The sequence below is a fragment of the Streptomyces deserti genome, from assembly GCF_054782695.1.
The window spans coordinates 1-18397 of record NZ_BAAGRZ010000006.1 but is presented as its reverse complement, the minus strand read 5'-3'; the positions used below and the strand labels follow the sequence as shown (position 1 = coordinate 18397).

The window sequence follows — 18397 nt, the reverse complement described above, 5'->3', positions numbered from 1 at the left end:
GGTGCAGCCCGATGGACAGGGTCGTTCTCAACTACCTTCGTCCAGGCGCCCGTTCTCGTCCGCGAGCTCCTTCGGAGTGAGCGGATTCATAGCGGTGACGTCGCGGGGCGCAAGGGAGAAGCCCTGCCAGTGGACGGGCATGGGCTGCTGGTCCTCGTCGCGCGCGATGTGGTGGAAACCGATGTTCACCCAGGCCACGGGGCGTGTGAGGTTCTGCCCGTTCGCCCACTTGTCGAGGGAGCCGGGGCGGCCGGTCCCGCAGCGGGTGTTGTGGCTGGCGAACAGCTCGCATTTGTTGTACTCGGTGAAGTAGACGTCGTGCTTCGTGAAGCCGCGGCCGGGGTACTTGCTGGTGGCGCCGGGCACGATCTCGTACGACCGCGGGTGCCCGTCCTTGTTCTTGCCGGTGGCGCTGACCACGCGCCACCAGCGCATGTTCCGGGCGTCGCCCGCGAGTTCCTTGGTGATCTTGGTGCGGGTGGTCCTGTTGGTCGGGGCCTCCTGGCCGCGGGCGGGCGGGCTGACCTTCGAGTCGTACTGCTCGATCCGGTTCTTGGAGGAGCCGTCGAGGGCGAAGTTGAGCCGCCAGAACACGTTGTGGCTGTGGCTGGTGGCCTTGGCCCTGGCGCCCTTGCCGATGGGCCAGCCGTGGCCGTCGTCCGCGGCGTAGTCCGAGGGCGAGAGGCTGCCGGTGGCGCCCACGTTCATGGTGATCGCGCCGTCGTCCTGGAAACGCCACTCGGTGATGTACTCGTACCAGCCGACCTTGTTGACGGTGTAGACGAGCAGGTCCTTGCCCTGGGCCTGGTAGCGCTTGCTGAAGTTCTCCTCGGACTGCATGCGGTACGCGTGTCCACGCGCGCGCGTGGTGGTGCACAGGCCCTTGATGTTCGGGGTGTCGGAGTAGTCGGCGTCCCGGACCTTGATCGTTTTGATGGTGCCGCCGGGGCACTCGGCGGGCGCCAGGTTCACCAGCCCCTGTGCGAAGCCCTCGTCCGTGAGGTCGTGGTACTCCCGCCGGCCGTCGTCGTAGGGGACGTGGATCTGGCCGAGTCTGGCGCTGGTGAGGACCTTGATCGGCTTCGGCTCGCCCTTCGGCTGGTAGGAGACGCCCTCCAGGACGAGCCCGGCCATGCTGTCGTAGCGCCAGCACATCCGCCAGGTCGTGCCGCCGGTGAGTTTCTGCTCGATGCGGTAGGCCGCGCTGCAGCCGGCGGCCGGCGCGGGCGCCGCCTCGGGCTGGGCGACGGCCGGCCCCGTCCCGGTCGTCGCGCCGGCGGCCAGCGCGGCCAGGGACAGGCCCACCGCCGTCCGCGTGCGGACCCGGCTGGTGCTGCGCGGCCGGAGGCCGCCGACAAAGCTCTTCGTGCGCATGAAGAAGTGGCTCCCTTGCAGGAGGTGAAGGTGGGAAAAGCGAACGGAGGGCGGCTCAGCGGCCGAGCTCGGCGACCTTGCGGGCGCTCAGGTCGATCACCAGGTTCTGGGTGTCGATCCACGGCCCGTTCCTGACCTTGGTGAACAGCCGCAGACAGCGGTGCTCGCCGCACTGGGCGAGGACGGCCGGCCGGGCACCGGGGGCTGCCCTGTACACCCCGCCGGTGACGTGCAGCTGGTCCGGGGAGGTGAGCTCCTTGCCGGTGGCGTCCTTGTAGTCCGCCTTCAGCCCCGCGCCCAGCGGGTCGGCGATCAGCAGCCCGGCGGCCTCGATGGTCTCGGCGCGGCTCGGCGGCGGCTGGACACCGCGCTGGGTGGTCGTCGCCTCGACCTTTCCGGTGTCGAGGTTCACGGTCTTCGTGACGAGCGTGTCGTCCTTGTAGTCGTAGAACGTCACGTCGGCGCGCCGCGGCGCGTCCGGATCGTCCAGTTCGTCCGCGTCCGGTTCGGCGAGGTCGACACCGAGGCGCTGCGGGCCGCGGTCCCCGTCGACGTCCTCACTGGCGTTGAACAGCTGCCGGTTCAGGGCGATCTTCTCGACCTGCTCGACCTCGTCGTCGGTGAGCGGGTCGCGGCCCGTGCCCTCCTCTCCCTGCTCGGGCGCCTGCTCGACGACCCCCGGCGCGACCTGGCCCTGTTCCTGCCCCTGGCCCTGCCCTGTCCGCTGAGCGGCCTGCTGCGAGGTCTGGCCGCCCGCCTTCCCCGTGTCGTCGGCTCCCGCCGTGCCCGGCAGGGTGATGCCGATCATCACGGCGGTTCCGGCCACCGCGATGGCCGCACCCGCCATGACCTTGCCCAGATGACGGTGCACTATCGTGCGCACATCTTCCCCCTACTCCCACACAAGCCCCGGGAGTATGTGTTTGCCCCATAAAGTTCGGCATACCGCGTATGCGCTGGTCATTCGGTAAGAGGGATGTAAGTCATAGGTGGTTCCATCACTTTCGGGGAGACTCGGGGCCAAGGCGTCCCCACCGGCGCCGTACACCTGAAAGAGTCGTATCCATGCAGGTCTGGCCTGGAGAGGCGTATCCACTCGGTGCCACGTACGACGGCGCCGGCACGAACTTCGCGGTCTTCACGGAGGCCGCGGACCGAGTAGAGCTGTGTCTGCTGCACGACGACGGCTCGGAGACCGCGATCGAGCTGCGGGAGTCCGACGCGTTCGTCCGGCACGCGTACCTGCCCGGCGTCATGCCGGGGCAGCGGTACGGGTTCCGGGTGCACGGGCCCTACACCCCGGAGCGCGGGCTGCGGTGCAACTCCGCGAAGCTGCTGCTCGACCCGTACGCGCGTGCGATCAGCGGTTCGATCCGCTGGGGTGAGGAGGTGTACGGCTACCACTTCGACGCACCCGACAAGCGCAACGACCTGGACTCGGCGCCGCACACGATGACGTCGGTCGTGGTGAACCCGTACTTCGACTGGGGCGACGACCGGCTGCCGCGCACCGAGTACCACCACACGGTGATCTACGAGGCCCACGTCAAGGGCCTCACCATGCGGCACCCGGGGCTGCCGGAGGAGCTACGCGGCACCTACGCGGCCCTCGCGCACCCGGCGATCATCGAGCACCTCACGGAGCTCGGGGTCACGGCGCTGGAGCTGATGCCGGTGCACCAGTTCGTGAACGACCACCGCCTGGTGGACATGGGCCTGAACAACTACTGGGGCTACAACACGATCGGTTTCTTCGCCCCGCACAACGCGTACGCCTCCTGGGGCGACCGCGGTCAGCAGGTCCTGGAGTTCAAGTCGGCGGTGAAGGCGCTGCACGAGGCCGGGATCGAGGTGATCCTCGACGTGGTCTACAACCACACCGCCGAGGGCAACCACCTGGGCCCGACGCTGTCCTTCAAGGGCATCGACAACCCGCGCTACTACCGGCTGGCCGACGACCCCCGTTACTACATGGACACGACAGGGACGGGGAACTCCCTGCTCATGCGGTCGCCGCACGTGCTGCAGCTGATCATGGACTCGCTGCGGTACTGGGTCACCGAGATGCACGTCGACGGGTTCCGCTTCGACCTGGCGGCGACCCTGGCGCGGCAGTTCCACGAGGTGGACCGGCTGTCGTCGTTCTTCGACCTGGTGCAGCAGGACCCGGTGGTCTCCCAGGTGAAGCTGATCGCCGAGCCGTGGGACGTCGGCGAGGGCGGCTACCAGGTCGGGAACTTCCCGCCGCTGTGGACCGAGTGGAACGGCAAGTACCGGGACACCGTGCGGGACCTGTGGCGGGGCGAGCAGCGCACGCTGGCGGAGTTCGCCTCCCGGCTGACCGGCTCCTCCGACCTGTACCAGGACGACGGGCGGCGCCCGCTGGCCTCGATCAACTTCGTGACCTGCCACGACGGGTTCACGCTGCACGACCTGGTGTCGTACAACCACAAGCGCAACGAGGCCAACGGCGAGGACAACCGGGACGGCGAGAGCCACAACCGGTCCTGGAACTGCGGTGTCGAGGGCGAGACCGACGATCCGGACGTGCTGCGGCTGCGGGCGCGGCAGATGCGGAACTTCATCGCGACGCTGATGCTGTCCCAGGGCGTGCCGATGATCAGCCACGGCGACGAGTTCGCGCGCACGCAGCGCGGCAACAACAACGCCTACTGCCAGGACAACGAGCTGGCCTGGGTCGACTGGCCCGAGAACCTCGACGACCCCGGGGACGCGGCCGAGGGCGACCTCCGCAGGGAGCTGCTGGCCTTCACGCGCGCGATGGTGTGGCTGCGCAGGGACCACCCGGTCTTCCGCCGGAGGCGCTTCTTCCACGGCCGTCCCGTGGAGGGCACGCATGATGATCTGTCCGACATCGCCTGGTTCACCCCGGACGGCCGGGAGATGACCCAGCGGGACTGGGACTCTGCGCAGGCGTCGGCCCTGACGGTGTTCCTCAACGGCAACGCGATCTCCGAGCCCGGGCCGCGCGGGGAGCGCATCACCGACGACTCGTTCCTGCTGATGTTCAACGCCTCCCCGAAGCCGTTGGACTTCGTGGTGCCGGTCGACCACGGCCGGCAGTGGCAGGTGGTGGTGGACACGGCCCGTGCGGACGGCGTGCCACCGGGCACGGGCCCGAAGGTGCAGGCCGGGGACCGGCTGACCCTGACGGACCGGAGCCTGACCGTGCTCCAGCGGCCGGTCTAGGAGGGCGCGTGCGGGTGCACGCGCGTGTGGAGCGCGGATCGGCCACGCGCGCGTAGGAGGGCTTTTTCGGGGCCGCCGGCCGCCCGGACGAGTGGCGGCCGGGGTGCCACTCGTCCGGGCGATGCGTGGCGCGCCCGGCGCGGGCGATGACACGAAAGGCGGCGGGGCGGGTACGTACGTTTCCATGACACCTGAGCGACCTGACCCGGCGGTGCCCACGGCCACGTACCGGCTGCAGCTGCAGCCCGACTTCCCCTTCGGGGCCGCGGCGGCGGTGGTGCCGTACCTGGCCTCGCTCGGCGTCTCGCACCTGCACCTGTCCCCCGTCCTGGAGGCCGTGCCGGGCTCGCTGCACGGCTACGACGTGGTGGACCACGCGCGCGTGCGCGAGGAGCTGGGCGGCGAGGAGGGGCTGCGGGCGCTGGCGCGCACCGCGCGGGAGCACGGGCTCGGCCTGGTGGTGGACATCGTCCCGAACCACATGGCGATGGCCCCGCGCCACAACCGCGCCCTGTGGGAGGTGCTGCGGGAGGGCCCGAAGTCGCCGTACGCGCGGTGGTTCGACATCGACTGGGAGGCGCAGGACGGCCAGGTGCTGCTGCCCGTGCTCGGCGGGCCGCTGGGCGAGGTGATCGGTGAGCTGCGGGTCGACGGTGACGTCCTGCGCTACTACGACCACGCCTTCCCGCTGCGCGAGGGCACCGGGGACCTGCCGCTGCCGCAGCTGCTGGACGCGCAGTGGTACCGCCCGGTGTGGTGGCGGCTGGCCCGCACCGAGATCAACTACCGGAGGTTCTTCAGCATCTCGGAGCTCATCGGGGTGCGGGTGGAGGACCCGGAGGTGTTCGAGGCCACCCACGCGAAGATCCTGCGACTGCTGCACGAGGGGGTGATCGAGGGGCTGCGCGTCGACCACCCCGACGGCCTCGCCGACCCGGACGGGTATCTCCAGCGGCTGCACGAGGCGACCGGCGGCCGCTGGACCGTCGTGGAGAAGATCCTGTCCGACGGCGAGCACCTGCCGGCCTCCTGGCCGGTCGCGGGCACCACCGGCTACGACGCCCTGCGGCACGTCGACGGGCTGTTCACGGACCCGGCCGGGCTCGGGGAGCTCCTGGGCCAGTACCGGCGGTTCGCGGCCCCGCAGACGGACCGGGGCGGCGAGTGGGAGTCGACCGTACGGCGGGCCGCGTACAAGGTGCTCACGCACGAGCTGGCCGCCGAGGTCGACCGGCTGACCCGGGTGGCGAACCGGCTGTGCGCCACCTCCCCGGAGCCCGCGCTGCGCGACCGCGCGCCCTGGGCGCTGCGCACCGCGCTGCAGGAGCTCCTGGTGCGGCTGGAGGTCTACCGGCCGTACGCCTCCGTCGACGCGGCCTCCGTGGTCACCGAGGAGGCCGCGGCCGAGGCCCGGCTCGCCTTCGTCGTCCCGGAGGAGGCCGGTGCGGTGGACGTCGTACGGGACCTGGTGCTCGGGCGGTACGGCGACGAGCCGGCGCACGTGGAGTTCCGGACGCGGTTCGCGCAGACCGCTTCCGCGCTGCGCGCCAAGTCCGTGGAGGACACCGCCTTCTACCGCTATGTGCCGCTGCTGTCGGCGACCGAGGTGGGCGGGAACCCGGGCAGTCCCGCGGTGTCCCCCGAGGAGTTCCACGCGTACTGCGCGCGCGTGCAGCGGGACTGGCCGGTGACGGGGACGGTCGTGTCCACGCACGACACCAAACGCAGTGCCGACGTGCGGGCGGCGCTGCACGTGCTCACCGAGTGCCCGGACCGCTGGGCGGACGTCCTGGCGGAGGTGACCCGCACCGGCGAGGGGGTGCCGGACGCGCAGCTGGCGTGGGCGGCCTGGCAGACGGTGTTCGGGCTCGGGCCGGCGGCCGAGGAACGCGTGCAGGGGGCGCTGCTGAAGCACGTGCGCGAGGCGGGGCTGTACACGAGCTGGACCGAGCAGGAGCCGCCGTACGAGGAGGCGGTGGCGCGGTTCGTGGCGGCGGGGCCGTGCGGGGTGCCGGGCGAGCGGGTGACCGCTTTCCGGGACGCGCTGGAGCCGCACGTCCGGGCCAACGTCCTGGGGGCGGCTCTGGTGCATCTGACGATGCCGGGCGTCCCGGACGTCTACCAGGGCACGGAGGGCGAGTACCGGGCGCTGGTGGACCCCGACAACCGGCGGGCCGTGCGCTTCCCGCCCGAGGCGTCCGGCGTGACGTCCGCGGACAAGCAGGCCGTGACGCGGGCGGCGCTGGGCCTGCGCGCGCGGCGGCCCGACGTCTTCGGCGACTCGGCGACGTACGAGCCACTGCCCGCCGAGGGGCCGGCGGCGGCGCACTGCGTGTCGTTCGTGCGCTCCGGGGAGGTGCTCACGGCCGTGACGCGGCTGTCGCTGCGGCTGACGGAGGCGGGCGGCTGGCGGGAGACGCGGCTGCCGCTGCCGCCGGGGCGGTGGGCCGATGTGCTGGATCCGGGGCGGGAGTTCACGGGGCACACGCGCGTGGAGGATCTGTTCGGGCGGCTGCCGGTGGCGTTGCTGGAGCGGGTCGCCGACGGCGGCGTTTGATCCCCGGGTGTCGGGGCGCGGCGGGAGATGGTGGCTTAGCCGGTGAGGCGGCGGGCCATCAGGTCGGTCGTGGCGAGGTGGCGCCCCCTGGGGCCTCCCCCTCGCGCCCCTTGACACCGCACCGTGGCCATGGGGTACTGCGGGTTGCGATGTCGGGCGGACGTGACGGGGGTGAGTCTGCTGGCGGAGCCGCGTGCTATCCGACGGTGGCCGAACTGGTCGCCTCCGCCAGGGCGTTGGCCGCTCAGCGGCCCGGCATGTGTACGGTGCGGCAGGTGGGCTCGTCCCGCGCGGGCAGGCCCCTGTACCTGCTGTCGGTGGGTCGCGCCCGACCCGCCGTGCTGGTGGTGGCCGGTGCGCACGCCAACGAGCCGACCGGCGCCTGCACCCTCCTCGCCGTCGCCGAACAGGTTCTGGCGAAACGGGAGTTGCGGAACGGCACGTCCTGGCACTGCCTGCTGTGCGCGGACCCCGACGGGGCGAGCCTGCATGTGACGCCGTCGCCGCGCAGCCTGTTCGACCACCACCTCGGCTTCTTCCGGCCCGCGGGCCCGGAGCAGCCGGAGTGGGCGCCGTCCGTGCTGCCACCCGACCAGCTGCCGGCCCCGAGACCCGGGCCCTGACGCGGGTGATCGACGAGCTGCGGCCCTATCTCCAGGTGTCCCTGCACGGCACCGAAGTGGGCGGCAGCTGGGTGCAGTTGACGAAGGACGTGCCCGGGCTCGCCGAACCGTTCGCCAAGTCCGCGGCGCAGCTGCACATCCCGGTGGAGACGGGCGCCGCGGACGCCGCCGGCTGGCCCGCGTCGGGGCCCGGGGTGCACGTGATGCCCGCGCCCCAGGCCGGACCGGCGTACCCGAGCCTGCCGGACGAACCGCGGCACAGCACCTGGTACCACGTCCACCGGTACGGCGACCTGACCGCGGTGGTCGAGGTGCCGATGTGGGCGAGCGACCTGGTGGCGACCCGGCGTCGCATCCGGCCCCGGCCGCGGAGATCCGGCGGCTCGCGCACCGGCTGGAGCGGGACACGCGGGAGGTGCGGCAGGTCCTCGAGGACGCGCGGCCCCGGCTGGAGGGTGTCGACGGTCCGCTGCTGCGGGCCGCCAGGTGGGGCCTGGAGCTGGCGCCGGGGCTGGCTGCGGACCTGGTCCACACCCCGCCCGCCGACGGCACGCGCGCGTACGTCGGCAGTGTGGACGCGTTCGCGCGCCGGGTGCCGCTGCGGGCGGCGGCCATGCTGCGGCGGGTGCTGCGGCGGACCGACGACGCCGCGGCGGCCCGTCTCGAACGGCTCGTCGCGCTGTGGAGCGACGCCTTCGCCGAGCGCTTCCGCGCCCGCTGGGTGCCCCTGGAACACCAGGTCGAGCACCAGTCCCGCACGGTCGTCGCGGCGGCGCTCCACGCGCGCGAGGGGGTGCTGTGAGCCACCCCGCCCGGGGTCAGGTGGTGGCGTCGAGCGCGAACACCGTTCCCGTCCGCGCCGCCATCACGCACGGGTTCGGGAACTGCTGCCGGTACGCGATCGGCCGTCCGCGCCACTGCCCGCGCGCGTGCACGGTCACCGGCGCGTAGACCATCGGGCAGTAGCCGTCCTTCGGCGGGATGCCTCCGATGTCGCCGCCCGCCGCGTCGAGCTCCGCGCAGGCGTCGGCCGCTCGCGTGTGGCCGCGGGGCGGGTCACAGACCAGCAGGGTGCCGTGGGTGACGGCGGAGGGGGCGTCGCCCCGGGTGACCGTGAGGAAGAGCCAGTTGCCCGGGACCGGGTGCCGGGCGGTCGCCTGTGCGGGGGTGGCGCAGGCGACGACGAGGACGGCCGCCGCCAGCAGACCGGCCCGTACCGCTTTCGCTGAGGTGTGCGTCATTCCCGATGCATCGGCACGGCGGCCCCGGAACCCCACCCCGGCTCACCCGAACGGGAGCACGCGCGCGTGTCCCGCACGGCCAGCTCGAAGGCGGCGAGCACGACCCGCACCTGGTACTCGGACTGGCGTGCGACCGGAATCCAGCGCGCCCCGCAGCCGTCGCGGTAGTCGGCGCACCAGGCGTCGATGAGCCGGTCCAGCTCCGGCAGCACGCCGGCCGGGTCGTGGCCGGCGCGCGTCACGAGCTGGTGCAGCAGTCCCGCGGTCCGCAGGGCCAGGCGCCGCCCGGCGATGCGCAGCGCGGCCAGATGGGCGGTGCTCAGCGGCGGGAGGGGGTGCGCCGAGCCGTCCCCGGTGTCGGGGTCCCACGCGTCGGCCAGCCCCGGGCAGACCAGTAAATAGTCGTCCACCGGTGCGAGCAGGCGCGCCGCGTCGGGTACGGCGGCCAGGTGGGGCCGGAGCCGGGCGAGGAGGCGCCGCAGGAGCCCGGTGTCGTGGCGCAGCGCGCGGCTCACGGCGCGCAGCACCGCGTCCCGGTCGGCGGGCGGCGAGCCGTCCGCCACGGCCGCCACGCCCCACATGGGCGCCTCGACGATCGCCGTGACGGTGCCGTGCCGGTGCGGATGGAACCAGGTGGACTCGACGGCGGCCTCCGTTATGGCCGCGGCGAGGTCGCCCCGGCGCGGCGGCGGGATCCGGTAGACGGCGGGTCCCAGGCCCGGCCAGTACAGGGCGTCGTACGCGCCCAGTTCGCGGGGGATGCCGAGGCGGGCCGCGGTGTGCGCGAGGCGCCGGGCGAGACCGGGCAGGTCGCGGGTGAGTTCGACGAAGCCGCCGCCGACGTCGACGCCGTGCAGGGAGCACTGCAGGACGGGCTTCAGTTCGTCCTGGAGGTCGAGCAGGGCGCGGGTCTCCGGCAGCGTGGCGGCGGCCGCTCCCTCGGGCAGCCATTCGGGCTGCTCCAGGAAGCCGGGCCTGAAGAAGTTCCGGAAGTACCGGCCGAGGGTGTACGGGCCGGTCAGCCAGCCCTCGTTGCGGCGCAGGCCGTCGGGGTCGAGGCACAGCAGCAGGTTCCAGGTGGCGTCGGCGCCCTCGGTGAGCCGGGGGTCGGCCAGGGCCCGCTCGGCCAGACGGAGCACGGTGGCCCCGCCCACGGGTTCGTTGGCGTGCGGTCCGGCGACGACCAGGGCCTGGCGGCTGCCGTGGCCGACGGAAAGCAGCCACATCGGCGTGCCCGCGCGGGAGGTGCCGACCCGGCGGAGCCGGGCGCTGCGAGGATGCCGGGCGACCAGGGCGGCGGCCCGGGCGCCCAGCTCGTCGACGGTCGGATAGCGCAGGAGGGGCGGCAGGGCACACCTCCACGATGCGGTGCCGTCGGTTCACTTGGTGTGCATGGTGTACGCACAGTCAGTCACGAGTTCGGTGGTACGTCAACACCACGGCGGGGAAAGGGATTTCAGCCACCCGATCACACTCACACGACGTTAAGCCCAGGCCAGAGCTAAGGTCCGGCTCAGTTGGGCGCGGCCCGACGCGGCCCGACGCGGTCCGGCTCAGTGCGTCGCGAGCCGGTACGTCACCCGCCCGAAGCCGACCTGGTCGCCCTCGCGGACGACGGCCGCGCCGACGACCCGCCGCCCGTTGACCGTGGTGCCGTTGGTCGAGCCGAGGTCCCGCAGCACCCACAGGCCGCCCTGGTGGCGGAGTTCGGCGTGCACGCGGGAGACCGTCTCGTGGGTGAGGCGCAGCCCGCTGGCGGGGTCGCGGCCGATGCGCAGCGGGTGGCCGCTCGCCGGGTGGGGCAGCAGCAGCTTGGGCAGCCGCTCGGCCTGCCATGCCCTGCGCAGCCGTATCGTGAACCCGGAGACCGCCTCGACGGTGCCGAACAGCGCGCGTGAGAAGCGGCCCTCCGTGGGCAGGTCGGCGGTGAGCGCGGCGAGCTCGTCCGCGCGGCGGGCGGCGAGCGCCAGCTCCATGCGGCGGATGAACGTGTCGTGGGACAGCCGGCCCATGGCGACGCCGTCCCGGAGCACCTTCAGCGCCCTGTCGCGCTCCGCGTCGGACAGCCGCGCGGGGTACGTGTTGAACTCGAAAGACGACGTCACGCTCGTGATTGTCGGTCAGTGAACCCCGGGTGTCCAGAAAACGGGAAAACGGCGGCCACACGCGCGTGCCCGGCGCGGCCGGACGCGACACACTCCGCGACACCTGCCGCAAAAGGGAAGATTCAAAAGCGGATTGATCGCGTTTGACGCAAGCATGGACGGGCTACATCACGGTGAGCAGACGAAGGGGAACCGTCCGTGCAGTTCGAGGTGTGGGCACCACAGGCCGGCCGTGTCACGCTCCAGTGCGACGGCATCACGCGCGCGTTGGAGCGCGATCCCGAACGGGCGGGATGGTGGCGAGGGGAGGCCGAGGCGCACGACGGCTCCCGGTACGGCTTCGCGCTGGGCGACGGCCCGGTCCTGCCCGATCCGTGCTCGCGCCGGCAGCCGGACGGCCCGGACGGGCTGAGCGCGGTCGTGGACCACGACCGGTACGCGTGGCGTGCCGAGTGGTCCGGGCGGCCGCTGCCGGGCGCGGTCCTGTACGAGCTGCACGTGGGCACGTACACCCGCGAGGGCACCTTCGACGCGGCCGCCGAGCGGCTCGGCCACCTCGCCGAACTGGGCGTCACACACGTCCAGTTGATGCCGGTGTGTCCCTTTCCCGGCACGCACGGCTGGGGTTACGAGGGGGTGTCGCTGTGGGCCGTGCACGAGCCGTACGGCGGGCCCGAGGGGCTGAAACGCTTCGTCGACCGGGCCCACGAACTCGGGCTCGGCGTCGTCCTCGACGTGGTGCACAACCACTTCGGGCCGTCCGGCAACTACCTGCCCGTCTTCGGGCCCTACCTCACGGACACCCACCACACCCCCTGGGGCGCCGCGGTCAACCTGGACGCGCCCGGCTCGGACGAGGTGCGCGCGTACCTGATCGGCAGCGCACTGGCGTGGCTGCGCGACTACCGGATCGACGGGCTGCGCCTGGACGCGGTGCACGCGCTGGCGGACACGCGCGCGTACCACTTCCTGGAGGAGCTCGCGACGGCCGTGGACGTGCTGGCCGCCGACGTGGGCCGGCCGCTGTTCCTGGTCGCCGAGTCGGACCTGAACGATCCGCGCCTCATCACCCTGCGCGAGGAGGGCGGCTTCGGGCTGGACGCGCAGTGGAACGACGACTTCCACCACGCGCTGCACGCCGCGCTGACCGGCGAGTCACAGGGCTACTACGCCGATTTCGCGCGGGCGCCCTTCGCCGCGCTCGCCAAGACGCTCACCGGCGGCTATTTCCACGACGGCACGTACTCGAGCTTCCGGGGCCGGCGCCACGGCCGTCCCCTGGACCGTACGCGCGTGGCGGCGCACCGGCTGCTCGGCTACAGCCAGACCCACGACCAGGTCGGCAACCGCGCGCAGGGCGACCGGCTGTCGGCCCTGGTCTCCCCCGGCCTGCTGGCCTGCGCGGCGACGCTGGTGTTGACGGCTCCCTTCACGCCGATGCTGTTCATGGGCGAGGAGTGGGCGGCGGGCACGCCCTGGCAGTTCTTCACCGACCACACGGATCCCGAGCTCGCGGAGGCGGTACGGCGCGGCCGGCGGCGAGAGTTCGCCGCGCACGGCTGGAAGGAGGAGGACGTACCCGACCCGCAGGACCCGGCGACCCGCGACCGTTCCTGCCTGGACTGGTCCGAGCCGGAGCGCGAGCCTCACGCGCGCGTGCTGGCCTGGTACCGGCGGCTCATCGCCCTGCGCCACGAGCAGCCGGACCTCACCGACCCCGACCTCGCCGACACCAAGGTGGCGTATGACGAGGAGGGACGCTGGCTCGCCTTCCGGCGCGGGGACGTCGTCGTGGCGGTGAACCTCGGCGAGGAGCCGGCCGCCATCCCCTTGGGCGGCCCCCACGCGCGCGTGCTCGCCGCGTGGGAGCCCGTCGAAGCGCCGGACGCGGACGGCGTGCTGCATGTGCCCGGGGAGTCGGGTGTGGTGCTCGTCCAGGAGTGACCACGGGGCCGGGCCCGGTCAAGGAGTGAGCAGGGGGCCGGGCCCGGTCAAGGAGTGAGCAGGGGGCCGGACCCGGTCAGGGGTGGGCACGGGGCCGGGCCCGGTCAGGTGCGGACACGTTCAGCAGTGACACGGGACCCGGCCCGTCACAGGGCGTCGTCCGTGGCGTCGTCCCGCAGGTCCGTCACGCGTTCCAGCAGGATCGGCTCCCAGGCGCGGAGCAGGTGGGTGCGCAGGACGGGCAGGGGGCCGGGGGTGCGGCCCGCGAGGGCCTCGGCGAGATGGATGACGGTGTCGCAGCGGGCCAGCCACAGGCCGCGCAGGCAGGGGCGGGCGCCGTAGCCGGCGAGGGTGGCGGCGCGGACGGCGGCCGGGGAGCCGACGGCCAGGGCGAGGCCCGCGATGTCCTCGGCGGGGTCGCCGACGACCGCGTCGGCCCAGCCGAGGACGCCGCGTACCCGACCGTCGGCGCTGACCAGGAGGTGGTCACCGGTGAGGGCGTGGTGGACGAGGACCGCCGCGCCCGGCTGGGCGGCGAGCTGGATCGCGGCCGGCGGGGTGAGCTGGTTCAGGCGTACGGGGTCGAACTCATCGGCCTCGGCGAGGCGTTCGGCGGCCTGGACGGCGGCCCGGCGCAGCCCCTCCAGGGAGCGCGGGGCGGTGCGCGGCACGCCGAGGGCCTCGGCCTGGCGGACCGGCACCTCGCGCAGCCCCGTGAGCAGCCCGGCCAGGTCGGCCTCGCCGACGGCGGACACGTCGTGCCGTTCCCCCGAGCCGCCGGGCAACTTGGTGTCCAGCGTGTAGGTCAGTCCCGGCGCCCACTCGCCGTGCGCCACGCTGGTCGGCACCGCGACCGGGACGTGCGGGCGGACCAGGTCGCGCAGCCGCAGTTCGCGGCGCTGGCGCGCGGCGGCCTCACGGTCGGGGGCGAGGCGCAGGACGTGGCGGGTGCCGACCCACCACGTGGCGTACCCGGCGTCCTCGGCGACGGGCCGGACGTCGGGTCCGGCGGCGGTGTCCGGACCGCCCTTGCGGCCCGCGCCGCCTGTGCCGGCCTTGCCGCCTGCCTGGCTCTCCTTGCCCTCCTTGCCCTCCTTGCTCTGCTTGCCCTCCTTGAGCAGGGAACGGACCAGCCGGCGGACGGTGTCCGCGGTGGGTGTCGGTGCCTGGGTCATGATCGCGCCGTTGCCGTTCGGGAGGCGTGGTGGGGTCATCGGGGGCCGCTCACTCCACTATGACCATCTCGCGGGTGGTGTTGTTCAGGCGCCGCCCGCCGTCCTCGGTCACGGTCACGATGTCCTCGATCCGCACTCCGAAACGGCCGGACAGGTAGATGCCGGGTTCCACGGAGAAGCACATGCCGGGCACAAGGGGCTGTTCCTCGCCCTCGATCATGTACGGCGGCTCGTGCGTGGTGACGCCGATGCCGTGCCCGGTGCGGTGGATGAAGTACTCGCCGTACCCGGCTTCCGCGATGACGGCGCGGGCAGCCCGGTCGACCTCCTGGCAGGCGACGCCGGGCCGCACCGCCCGGTAGCCCGCCTCCTGGGCCTCGCGCACGACGGCGTGGACGCGGCGTTCCTCGTCCGTCGGTTCGCCGACGTGGACCGTGCGGGAGGTGTCGGAGCCGTAGCCGTCCTTCAGGCCGCCGAAGTCGAGGACGACCATGTCGCCGCGTTCGATGACGCGGTCGCCCACCTCGTGGTGCGGGTTGGCCCCGTTCGGGCCGGAGGCGACGATCGTGAAGTCGACCTGGGAGTGCCCGAACCGTCGCAGCAGGTCGGCGAGGTCGGCGGCGACGTCGGACTCCCGGCGGCCGGCGAAGGGCACCTTCCGGATCTCCTCGAAGGCCCTGTCGGCGGCCGCTCCCGCGGCCGCGAGGAGGTCGAGTTCCGCCGCGTCCTTCACCGCGCGCAGCATCGGCAGGGCCTCGGTGAGGGCGGCGTAGGAGGTGCCGGGCAGCGCCTTCTGCAGGCCCAGCAGGTGCATGGCCCAGGCGTTGTCGCTGATGCCGTAACGGCCCGAGGCGTCGAGGAGGGCGGCGGTGGCGGCGTAGGGGTCCTTGCCGTCGGTCCAGTCGCGCAGGGTCAGGACGGCCGCGCCGACCGCCTTCTCGGCGTCCGGGGCCTCCAGCGTGGGGACGACGAGGACGGGGTCCTGCCCGGCGGCGAGGACCAGCAGGGTGAGGCGTTCGGTGACGGCGGTGGGCGTGTAGCCGGTGAGCCACACCAGGTCCGGGCCGGGCGCCACCAGCAGCCCGGCGAGTCCCGCCTCGGCGGCCGCCCGGGCGGCGCGCTCCATGCGGGCCTGGTAGTCGTCGGCGGTGAAGGGCGCGGGCGCGGTGCCGGTCATCCGGGCCTCCAGGGGCGGCGAAGGGACTACGGGCAGCATCCTGCCCGCCTGACGGGGGCGGCGCGAGCCGGTTCGCCGTCTTCGTCCGGGCATTCTTGTCAACGGATATCGATGGCTCGACCGTTATGTCTAATGCTTGGACTCGCAGAAGCCATTAAGGACTCGAAGGGAGCGGACGCTGGGGGTTCCCCTGGTCGAGTGGAGCCGAGAGCCTGGGGCAGGGTCGACGCGCCGCTGGTGACCACCAGCCGCTTCCAGGGGGTCACGTGACGACACCCGGTACGACCGTCAACTGCTGATAGCCCCCGCTTCGGTGGCGCACCGTCAGCTTGACCGCCGTACCGGGGCGGGCGGCGGCGACGGCGCGGACGAGGTCGGCGGCCGAGTCGATACGGGTCGTGCCGAAGGCGAGGAGTACGTCGCCCCGGACCAGGCCCGCCGCGAATCCCGGGCCGGGGATGTGGACGCCGACGACGAGCGCCCCCGGTTTCCCGGCGTCCGCGACCTCCAGGCCGAGACTCGCGCGGACGGGCGCGGGCGGCGGGGTCGACGGGGAGGGGCTGGGGCGTGCCGAAGGGGACGGGCCGACCGGCTGCGCCGAATGCCGCGGCAGGTCGGTGAGCCGGGTCATGCCGATCACGGTGGCACCCACCGTTCCCAGGCCGATCCCGGACAGGAGCAGGACCAGCGCGGCGAGCACGACCAGCAGCACGCCCATGAGCCGCCGGCCGAGCCGCCGCGCGGCGTGCGGGCACCGCCGGGCGGGTTCGGATGCGGTACCGGCTGTAGCGCCGGGGTCCTGACCGGGCATCGGCTTGGGACGCAACGCAGTGTGTTCCATGGATCGCCTCCGGCTGGTGCTCTACCCGGCGCACTGGCGGGCGACGAGCCACGAACGAGTGAGACTGACCGGTGGTCAGGAACGGGAAGCCATAGGGATCGCTGTGAGCTCTGAGGCGGGGGGATTATGGGGGGCCTCGCGGTCCGTCGCGTGCGGCCGCGGCGAGCCCGCGGCCTCGGGCCCGGGCAAGCCCACCGGCCCGTACACCGGTCCGAGCCCGCCCGCCGCCTCGGACCGGTGTACGGGCCTGCGCGCACGGCGGGTGGGAGCGGATGCGCAGGCCCAGCCCCGGACCGGCACGAGCCCGCCGCCTCGGACCGGCGTGAACCGCCCACCAGCTCACGCCTGTTCGAGCAACACCTCCGCCAGAGCCGCCGCGGCGCCCCGCAGCGAGCCCGTGTGGACCAGTTCCGTGCGGTGCACCAGCCGGGGGCCGGTGACCGGGACCGCGGCCGTGCCGGGCACTGCGGTGGCGGTGGAGAGGGGCAGCAGGGTCAGGCCGTGGCCGGCGGCGGCCAGGGCGGTGAGGGTACGGACGTCGGTGCCCTCGTAGCGCAGTGCCGGGCGGAAGCCGTGGCCGCCGTTCGCGGCGCGCAGCTGGCTCAGTGGCAGGCCCGCGTCGGGCGCGTCCAGCCAGCGGGCGTCCGCCAGGTCACCCAGGCGCAGCCCGGGGCGCCGGGCCAGGGGGTGCGTGGCGGGCAGGAGCACCCCGAGGGGTTCCTCCGCCACGCCGTGCGTGGTCAGCGGTGCCACGTCGGGCAGCCGCAGTGGGTCGCTGGGCGCGGCCAGGCCGTCGACCAGCCCCAGGTCGGCCGCATCGGTGGCGACGGCCGCGGGGATCTCGTCCCGGGCCAGCACCCGCAGGGTGACGCCCGCGGCCGGGAGCGCGGCGACGGCCCGCGGCCCGAGCGCGGTCGGCGTGGCCGCCAGTGTCAGGCCGTGCGCCGGCGTGGCCGCCATGCGCAGGACGTCGGCGCGAGCCGCGTCCAGGCGCAGCAGCAGCGGACCCGCGTGTTCGAGGAGCCGCTCACCGGCCTGCGTGGGCGCGACGGGACGGCGGGTGAGCAGCGGCAGGCCCAGGTCCTGTTCGAGCGCCGCGATGTGCTGGGACACCGCCGACTGGGTGTAGCCCAGCTCGCGTGCGGCCTCCGAGAAGGAGGCGAGGCGGGCGACGGTGACGTACGTGCGCAACAGGTGCGGATCCATGCGGGCCAGCATCGCGCACCGCATCAGCTTCCCTTATCGAGAGTGCAGAAATCATCGTTGGACGTGAACCTCGGGGCGCGCCCAGGATGAGCGCCATGACGAACACCCCAGCCTCGACCGCCCGGATCGCCCTGGTCGGCGACCGCTCCCCCACCGTCGCGTCGCACACCCGCATCCCGCTCCTGCTCGACGCCCTCGCCACCCGCGACCGGCTCGTGCTGGACGCCTACTGGCTCCCGTCCGAGGAGGCCGGGGACGGCGTGGTGGACGGCTTCGACGCCGTGTGGGTGGTGCCGGGCAGTCCGTACCGCAGTGAGGCGGGCGTCCTGTCGGCGATCCGTACCGCGCGCGTGCGGGGCGTCCCGTTCCTGGGCACGTGCGGCGGCTTCCAGCACGCGCTGCTGGAGTACGCCCGTAACGTCTGCGGTCTGACGCGCGCCGCGCACGCGGAGAACGACCCCGAGGCCGAGGACCCGCTCATCGAGCCGCTGGCCTGCTCGCTGGTGGGCCACGAGGGCACGGTCGTCATCGAGCCGGGCACGCTCGCCCAGGCGGTCGTCGGCTCGGAGCGGACCGTCGAGCGCTACTTCTGCGCCTACGGCCCCTCCCGGCACCTCGGCACCCTGCGCGCCCACGGTCTGCGCTTCTCCGGGCACGACGCCGACGGACACGTCCGGATCGCCGAACTCCCCGGCCATCCCTTCTTCCTGGCCTCGCTGTTCCAGCCGGAGCTGGCCGGCGACGGCTCGCGCCCGCACCCGATGGTCCGGGCGCTGGCACGAGCCGCGGTCGCGCACGCGGCACAGCCTCAGGAGCAGTCCGTGTGACCCTCCAGGCTCAGCCCGTGCCCCGTTATGTTCTTCGCGGTCCTGCAAGAGGGCCGCTGGCCTCCGGGCCCGGCATGACTGTTCCCCCCTGTCGAACGGATGACCTGGGGGGTGGTG

At 73.4% G+C, this 18397-nt stretch carries 13 protein-coding genes and 1 pseudogene; 5 read left to right on the top strand and 9 right to left on the bottom strand.

Annotated features, from left to right (window positions below):
- Positions 1-27 precede the first annotated feature (27 nt).
- Together ACYVMZ_RS13640 and ACYVMZ_RS13635 are read right to left on the bottom strand one after the other, a co-directional pair.
- Positions 28-1374, bottom strand: coding sequence for a copper amine oxidase (locus tag ACYVMZ_RS13640; protein WP_461079142.1), 1347 nt, complete (start codon positions 1372-1374; stop codon positions 28-30).
- Positions 1375-1429: 55 nt separating this feature from the next.
- Positions 1430-2257 (bottom strand): Tat pathway signal sequence domain protein, encoded by an 828-nt coding sequence (locus ACYVMZ_RS13635; RefSeq protein WP_461079140.1) that lies wholly within the window; start codon positions 2255-2257, stop codon positions 1430-1432.
- Between the two features lie 182 nt (positions 2258-2439).
- Here ACYVMZ_RS13635 and glgX point away from each other — a divergent pair, with 182 nt between their 5' ends.
- From glgX to ACYVMZ_RS13620, 3 genes and pseudogenes are all read left to right on the top strand, one after another.
- Positions 2440-4584, top strand: a complete 2145-nt coding sequence (gene glgX / locus ACYVMZ_RS13630; protein WP_461079138.1) for a glycogen debranching protein GlgX — start codon at positions 2440-2442, stop codon at positions 4582-4584.
- Positions 4585-4768: 184 nt separating this feature from the next.
- Positions 4769-7141 carry a malto-oligosyltrehalose synthase gene (gene treY / locus ACYVMZ_RS13625; protein WP_461079136.1) on the top strand — a complete coding sequence of 791 codons (2373 nt, stop codon included), beginning with the start codon at positions 4769-4771 and terminating at the stop codon, positions 7139-7141.
- Positions 7142-7398: 257 nt separating this feature from the next.
- A pseudogene (locus ACYVMZ_RS13620) lies at positions 7399-8566 on the top strand (M14 family zinc carboxypeptidase).
- 16 nt (positions 8567-8582) lie between these two features.
- Here the strand turns inward: ACYVMZ_RS13620 and ACYVMZ_RS13615 are convergent.
- From ACYVMZ_RS13615 to ACYVMZ_RS13605, 3 genes are all read right to left on the bottom strand, one after another.
- Positions 8583-9005 (bottom strand): SSI family serine proteinase inhibitor, encoded by a 423-nt coding sequence (locus ACYVMZ_RS13615; protein WP_461079134.1) that lies wholly within the window; start codon positions 9003-9005, stop codon positions 8583-8585.
- The gene (locus ACYVMZ_RS13610) at positions 9002-10354 is read right to left on the bottom strand and encodes a M14 family zinc carboxypeptidase (protein WP_461079569.1); all 1353 of its coding nucleotides are present in this window, start codon (positions 10352-10354) and stop codon (positions 9002-9004) included. The genes ACYVMZ_RS13615 and ACYVMZ_RS13610 overlap by 4 nt, the downstream gene beginning before the upstream one ends.
- A gap of 204 nt (positions 10355-10558) precedes the next feature.
- A complete protein-coding gene (locus ACYVMZ_RS13605) occupies positions 10559-11110 on the bottom strand; it encodes an FHA domain-containing protein (RefSeq protein WP_461079132.1) in 552 nt (183 codons plus the stop codon).
- A gap of 198 nt (positions 11111-11308) precedes the next feature.
- Between ACYVMZ_RS13605 and treZ the strand changes: the two genes are divergently transcribed.
- Positions 11309-13054 (top strand): malto-oligosyltrehalose trehalohydrolase, encoded by a 1746-nt coding sequence (gene treZ / locus ACYVMZ_RS13600; RefSeq protein ID WP_461079130.1) that lies wholly within the window; start codon positions 11309-11311, stop codon positions 13052-13054.
- A gap of 146 nt (positions 13055-13200) precedes the next feature.
- Here the strand turns inward: treZ and ACYVMZ_RS13595 are convergent, their stop codons facing one another.
- The 4 genes from ACYVMZ_RS13595 to ACYVMZ_RS13580 form a co-directional block, all read right to left on the bottom strand.
- Entirely contained in the window at positions 13201-14229 is a 1029-nt protein-coding gene (locus ACYVMZ_RS13595; RefSeq protein ID WP_461079567.1) for an aminoglycoside phosphotransferase family protein, read from the bottom strand.
- A 49-nt stretch (positions 14230-14278) separates the two neighbouring features.
- Positions 14279-15406, bottom strand: a complete 1128-nt coding sequence (locus ACYVMZ_RS13590; RefSeq protein ID WP_461079128.1) for an aminopeptidase P family protein — start codon at positions 15404-15406, stop codon at positions 14279-14281.
- 262 nt (positions 15407-15668) lie between these two features.
- Positions 15669-16247, bottom strand: a complete 579-nt coding sequence (locus tag ACYVMZ_RS13585) for a PDZ domain-containing protein (RefSeq protein WP_461079126.1) — start codon at positions 16245-16247, stop codon at positions 15669-15671.
- Between the two features lie 339 nt (positions 16248-16586).
- Positions 16587-17453 carry a LysR family transcriptional regulator gene (locus ACYVMZ_RS13580; protein ID WP_461079124.1) on the bottom strand — a complete coding sequence of 289 codons (867 nt, stop codon included), beginning with the start codon at positions 17451-17453 and terminating at the stop codon, positions 16587-16589.
- A gap of 95 nt (positions 17454-17548) precedes the next feature.
- Here ACYVMZ_RS13580 and ACYVMZ_RS13575 point away from each other — a divergent pair, with 95 nt between their 5' ends.
- Complete coding sequence (locus tag ACYVMZ_RS13575; protein WP_461079122.1) at positions 17549-18280, top strand: CTP synthase C-terminal region-related (seleno)protein; 732 nt, start codon at positions 17549-17551, stop codon at positions 18278-18280.
- The last annotated feature ends 117 nt before the right edge of the window (positions 18281-18397 follow it).

What these genes read in the sequence shown, in the direction of transcription:
- ACYVMZ_RS13595 (WP_461079567.1), bottom strand. Translation starts at nt 14,229, where the DNA reads ATGACCCAGGCACCGACACCCACCGCGGACACCGTCCGCCGGCTGGTC.
- ACYVMZ_RS13585 (WP_461079126.1), bottom strand. Translation starts at nt 16,247, where the DNA reads ATGGAACACACTGCGTTGCGTCCCAAGCCGATGCCCGGTCAGGACCCC.
- ACYVMZ_RS13615 (WP_461079134.1), bottom strand. Translation starts at nt 9,005, where the DNA reads ATGACGCACACCTCAGCGAAAGCGGTACGGGCCGGTCTGCTGGCGGCG.
- treY (WP_461079136.1), top strand. Translation starts at nt 4,769, where the DNA reads ATGACACCTGAGCGACCTGACCCGGCGGTGCCCACGGCCACGTACCGG.
- ACYVMZ_RS13580 (WP_461079124.1), bottom strand. Translation starts at nt 17,453, where the DNA reads ATGGATCCGCACCTGTTGCGCACGTACGTCACCGTCGCCCGCCTCGCC.
- glgX (WP_461079138.1), top strand. Translation starts at nt 2,440, where the DNA reads ATGCAGGTCTGGCCTGGAGAGGCGTATCCACTCGGTGCCACGTACGAC.
- ACYVMZ_RS13640 (WP_461079142.1), bottom strand. Translation starts at nt 1,374, where the DNA reads ATGCGCACGAAGAGCTTTGTCGGCGGCCTCCGGCCGCGCAGCACCAGC.
- ACYVMZ_RS13590 (WP_461079128.1), bottom strand. Translation starts at nt 15,406, where the DNA reads ATGACCGGCACCGCGCCCGCGCCCTTCACCGCCGACGACTACCAGGCC.
- ACYVMZ_RS13575 (WP_461079122.1), top strand. Translation starts at nt 17,549, where the DNA reads ATGACGAACACCCCAGCCTCGACCGCCCGGATCGCCCTGGTCGGCGAC.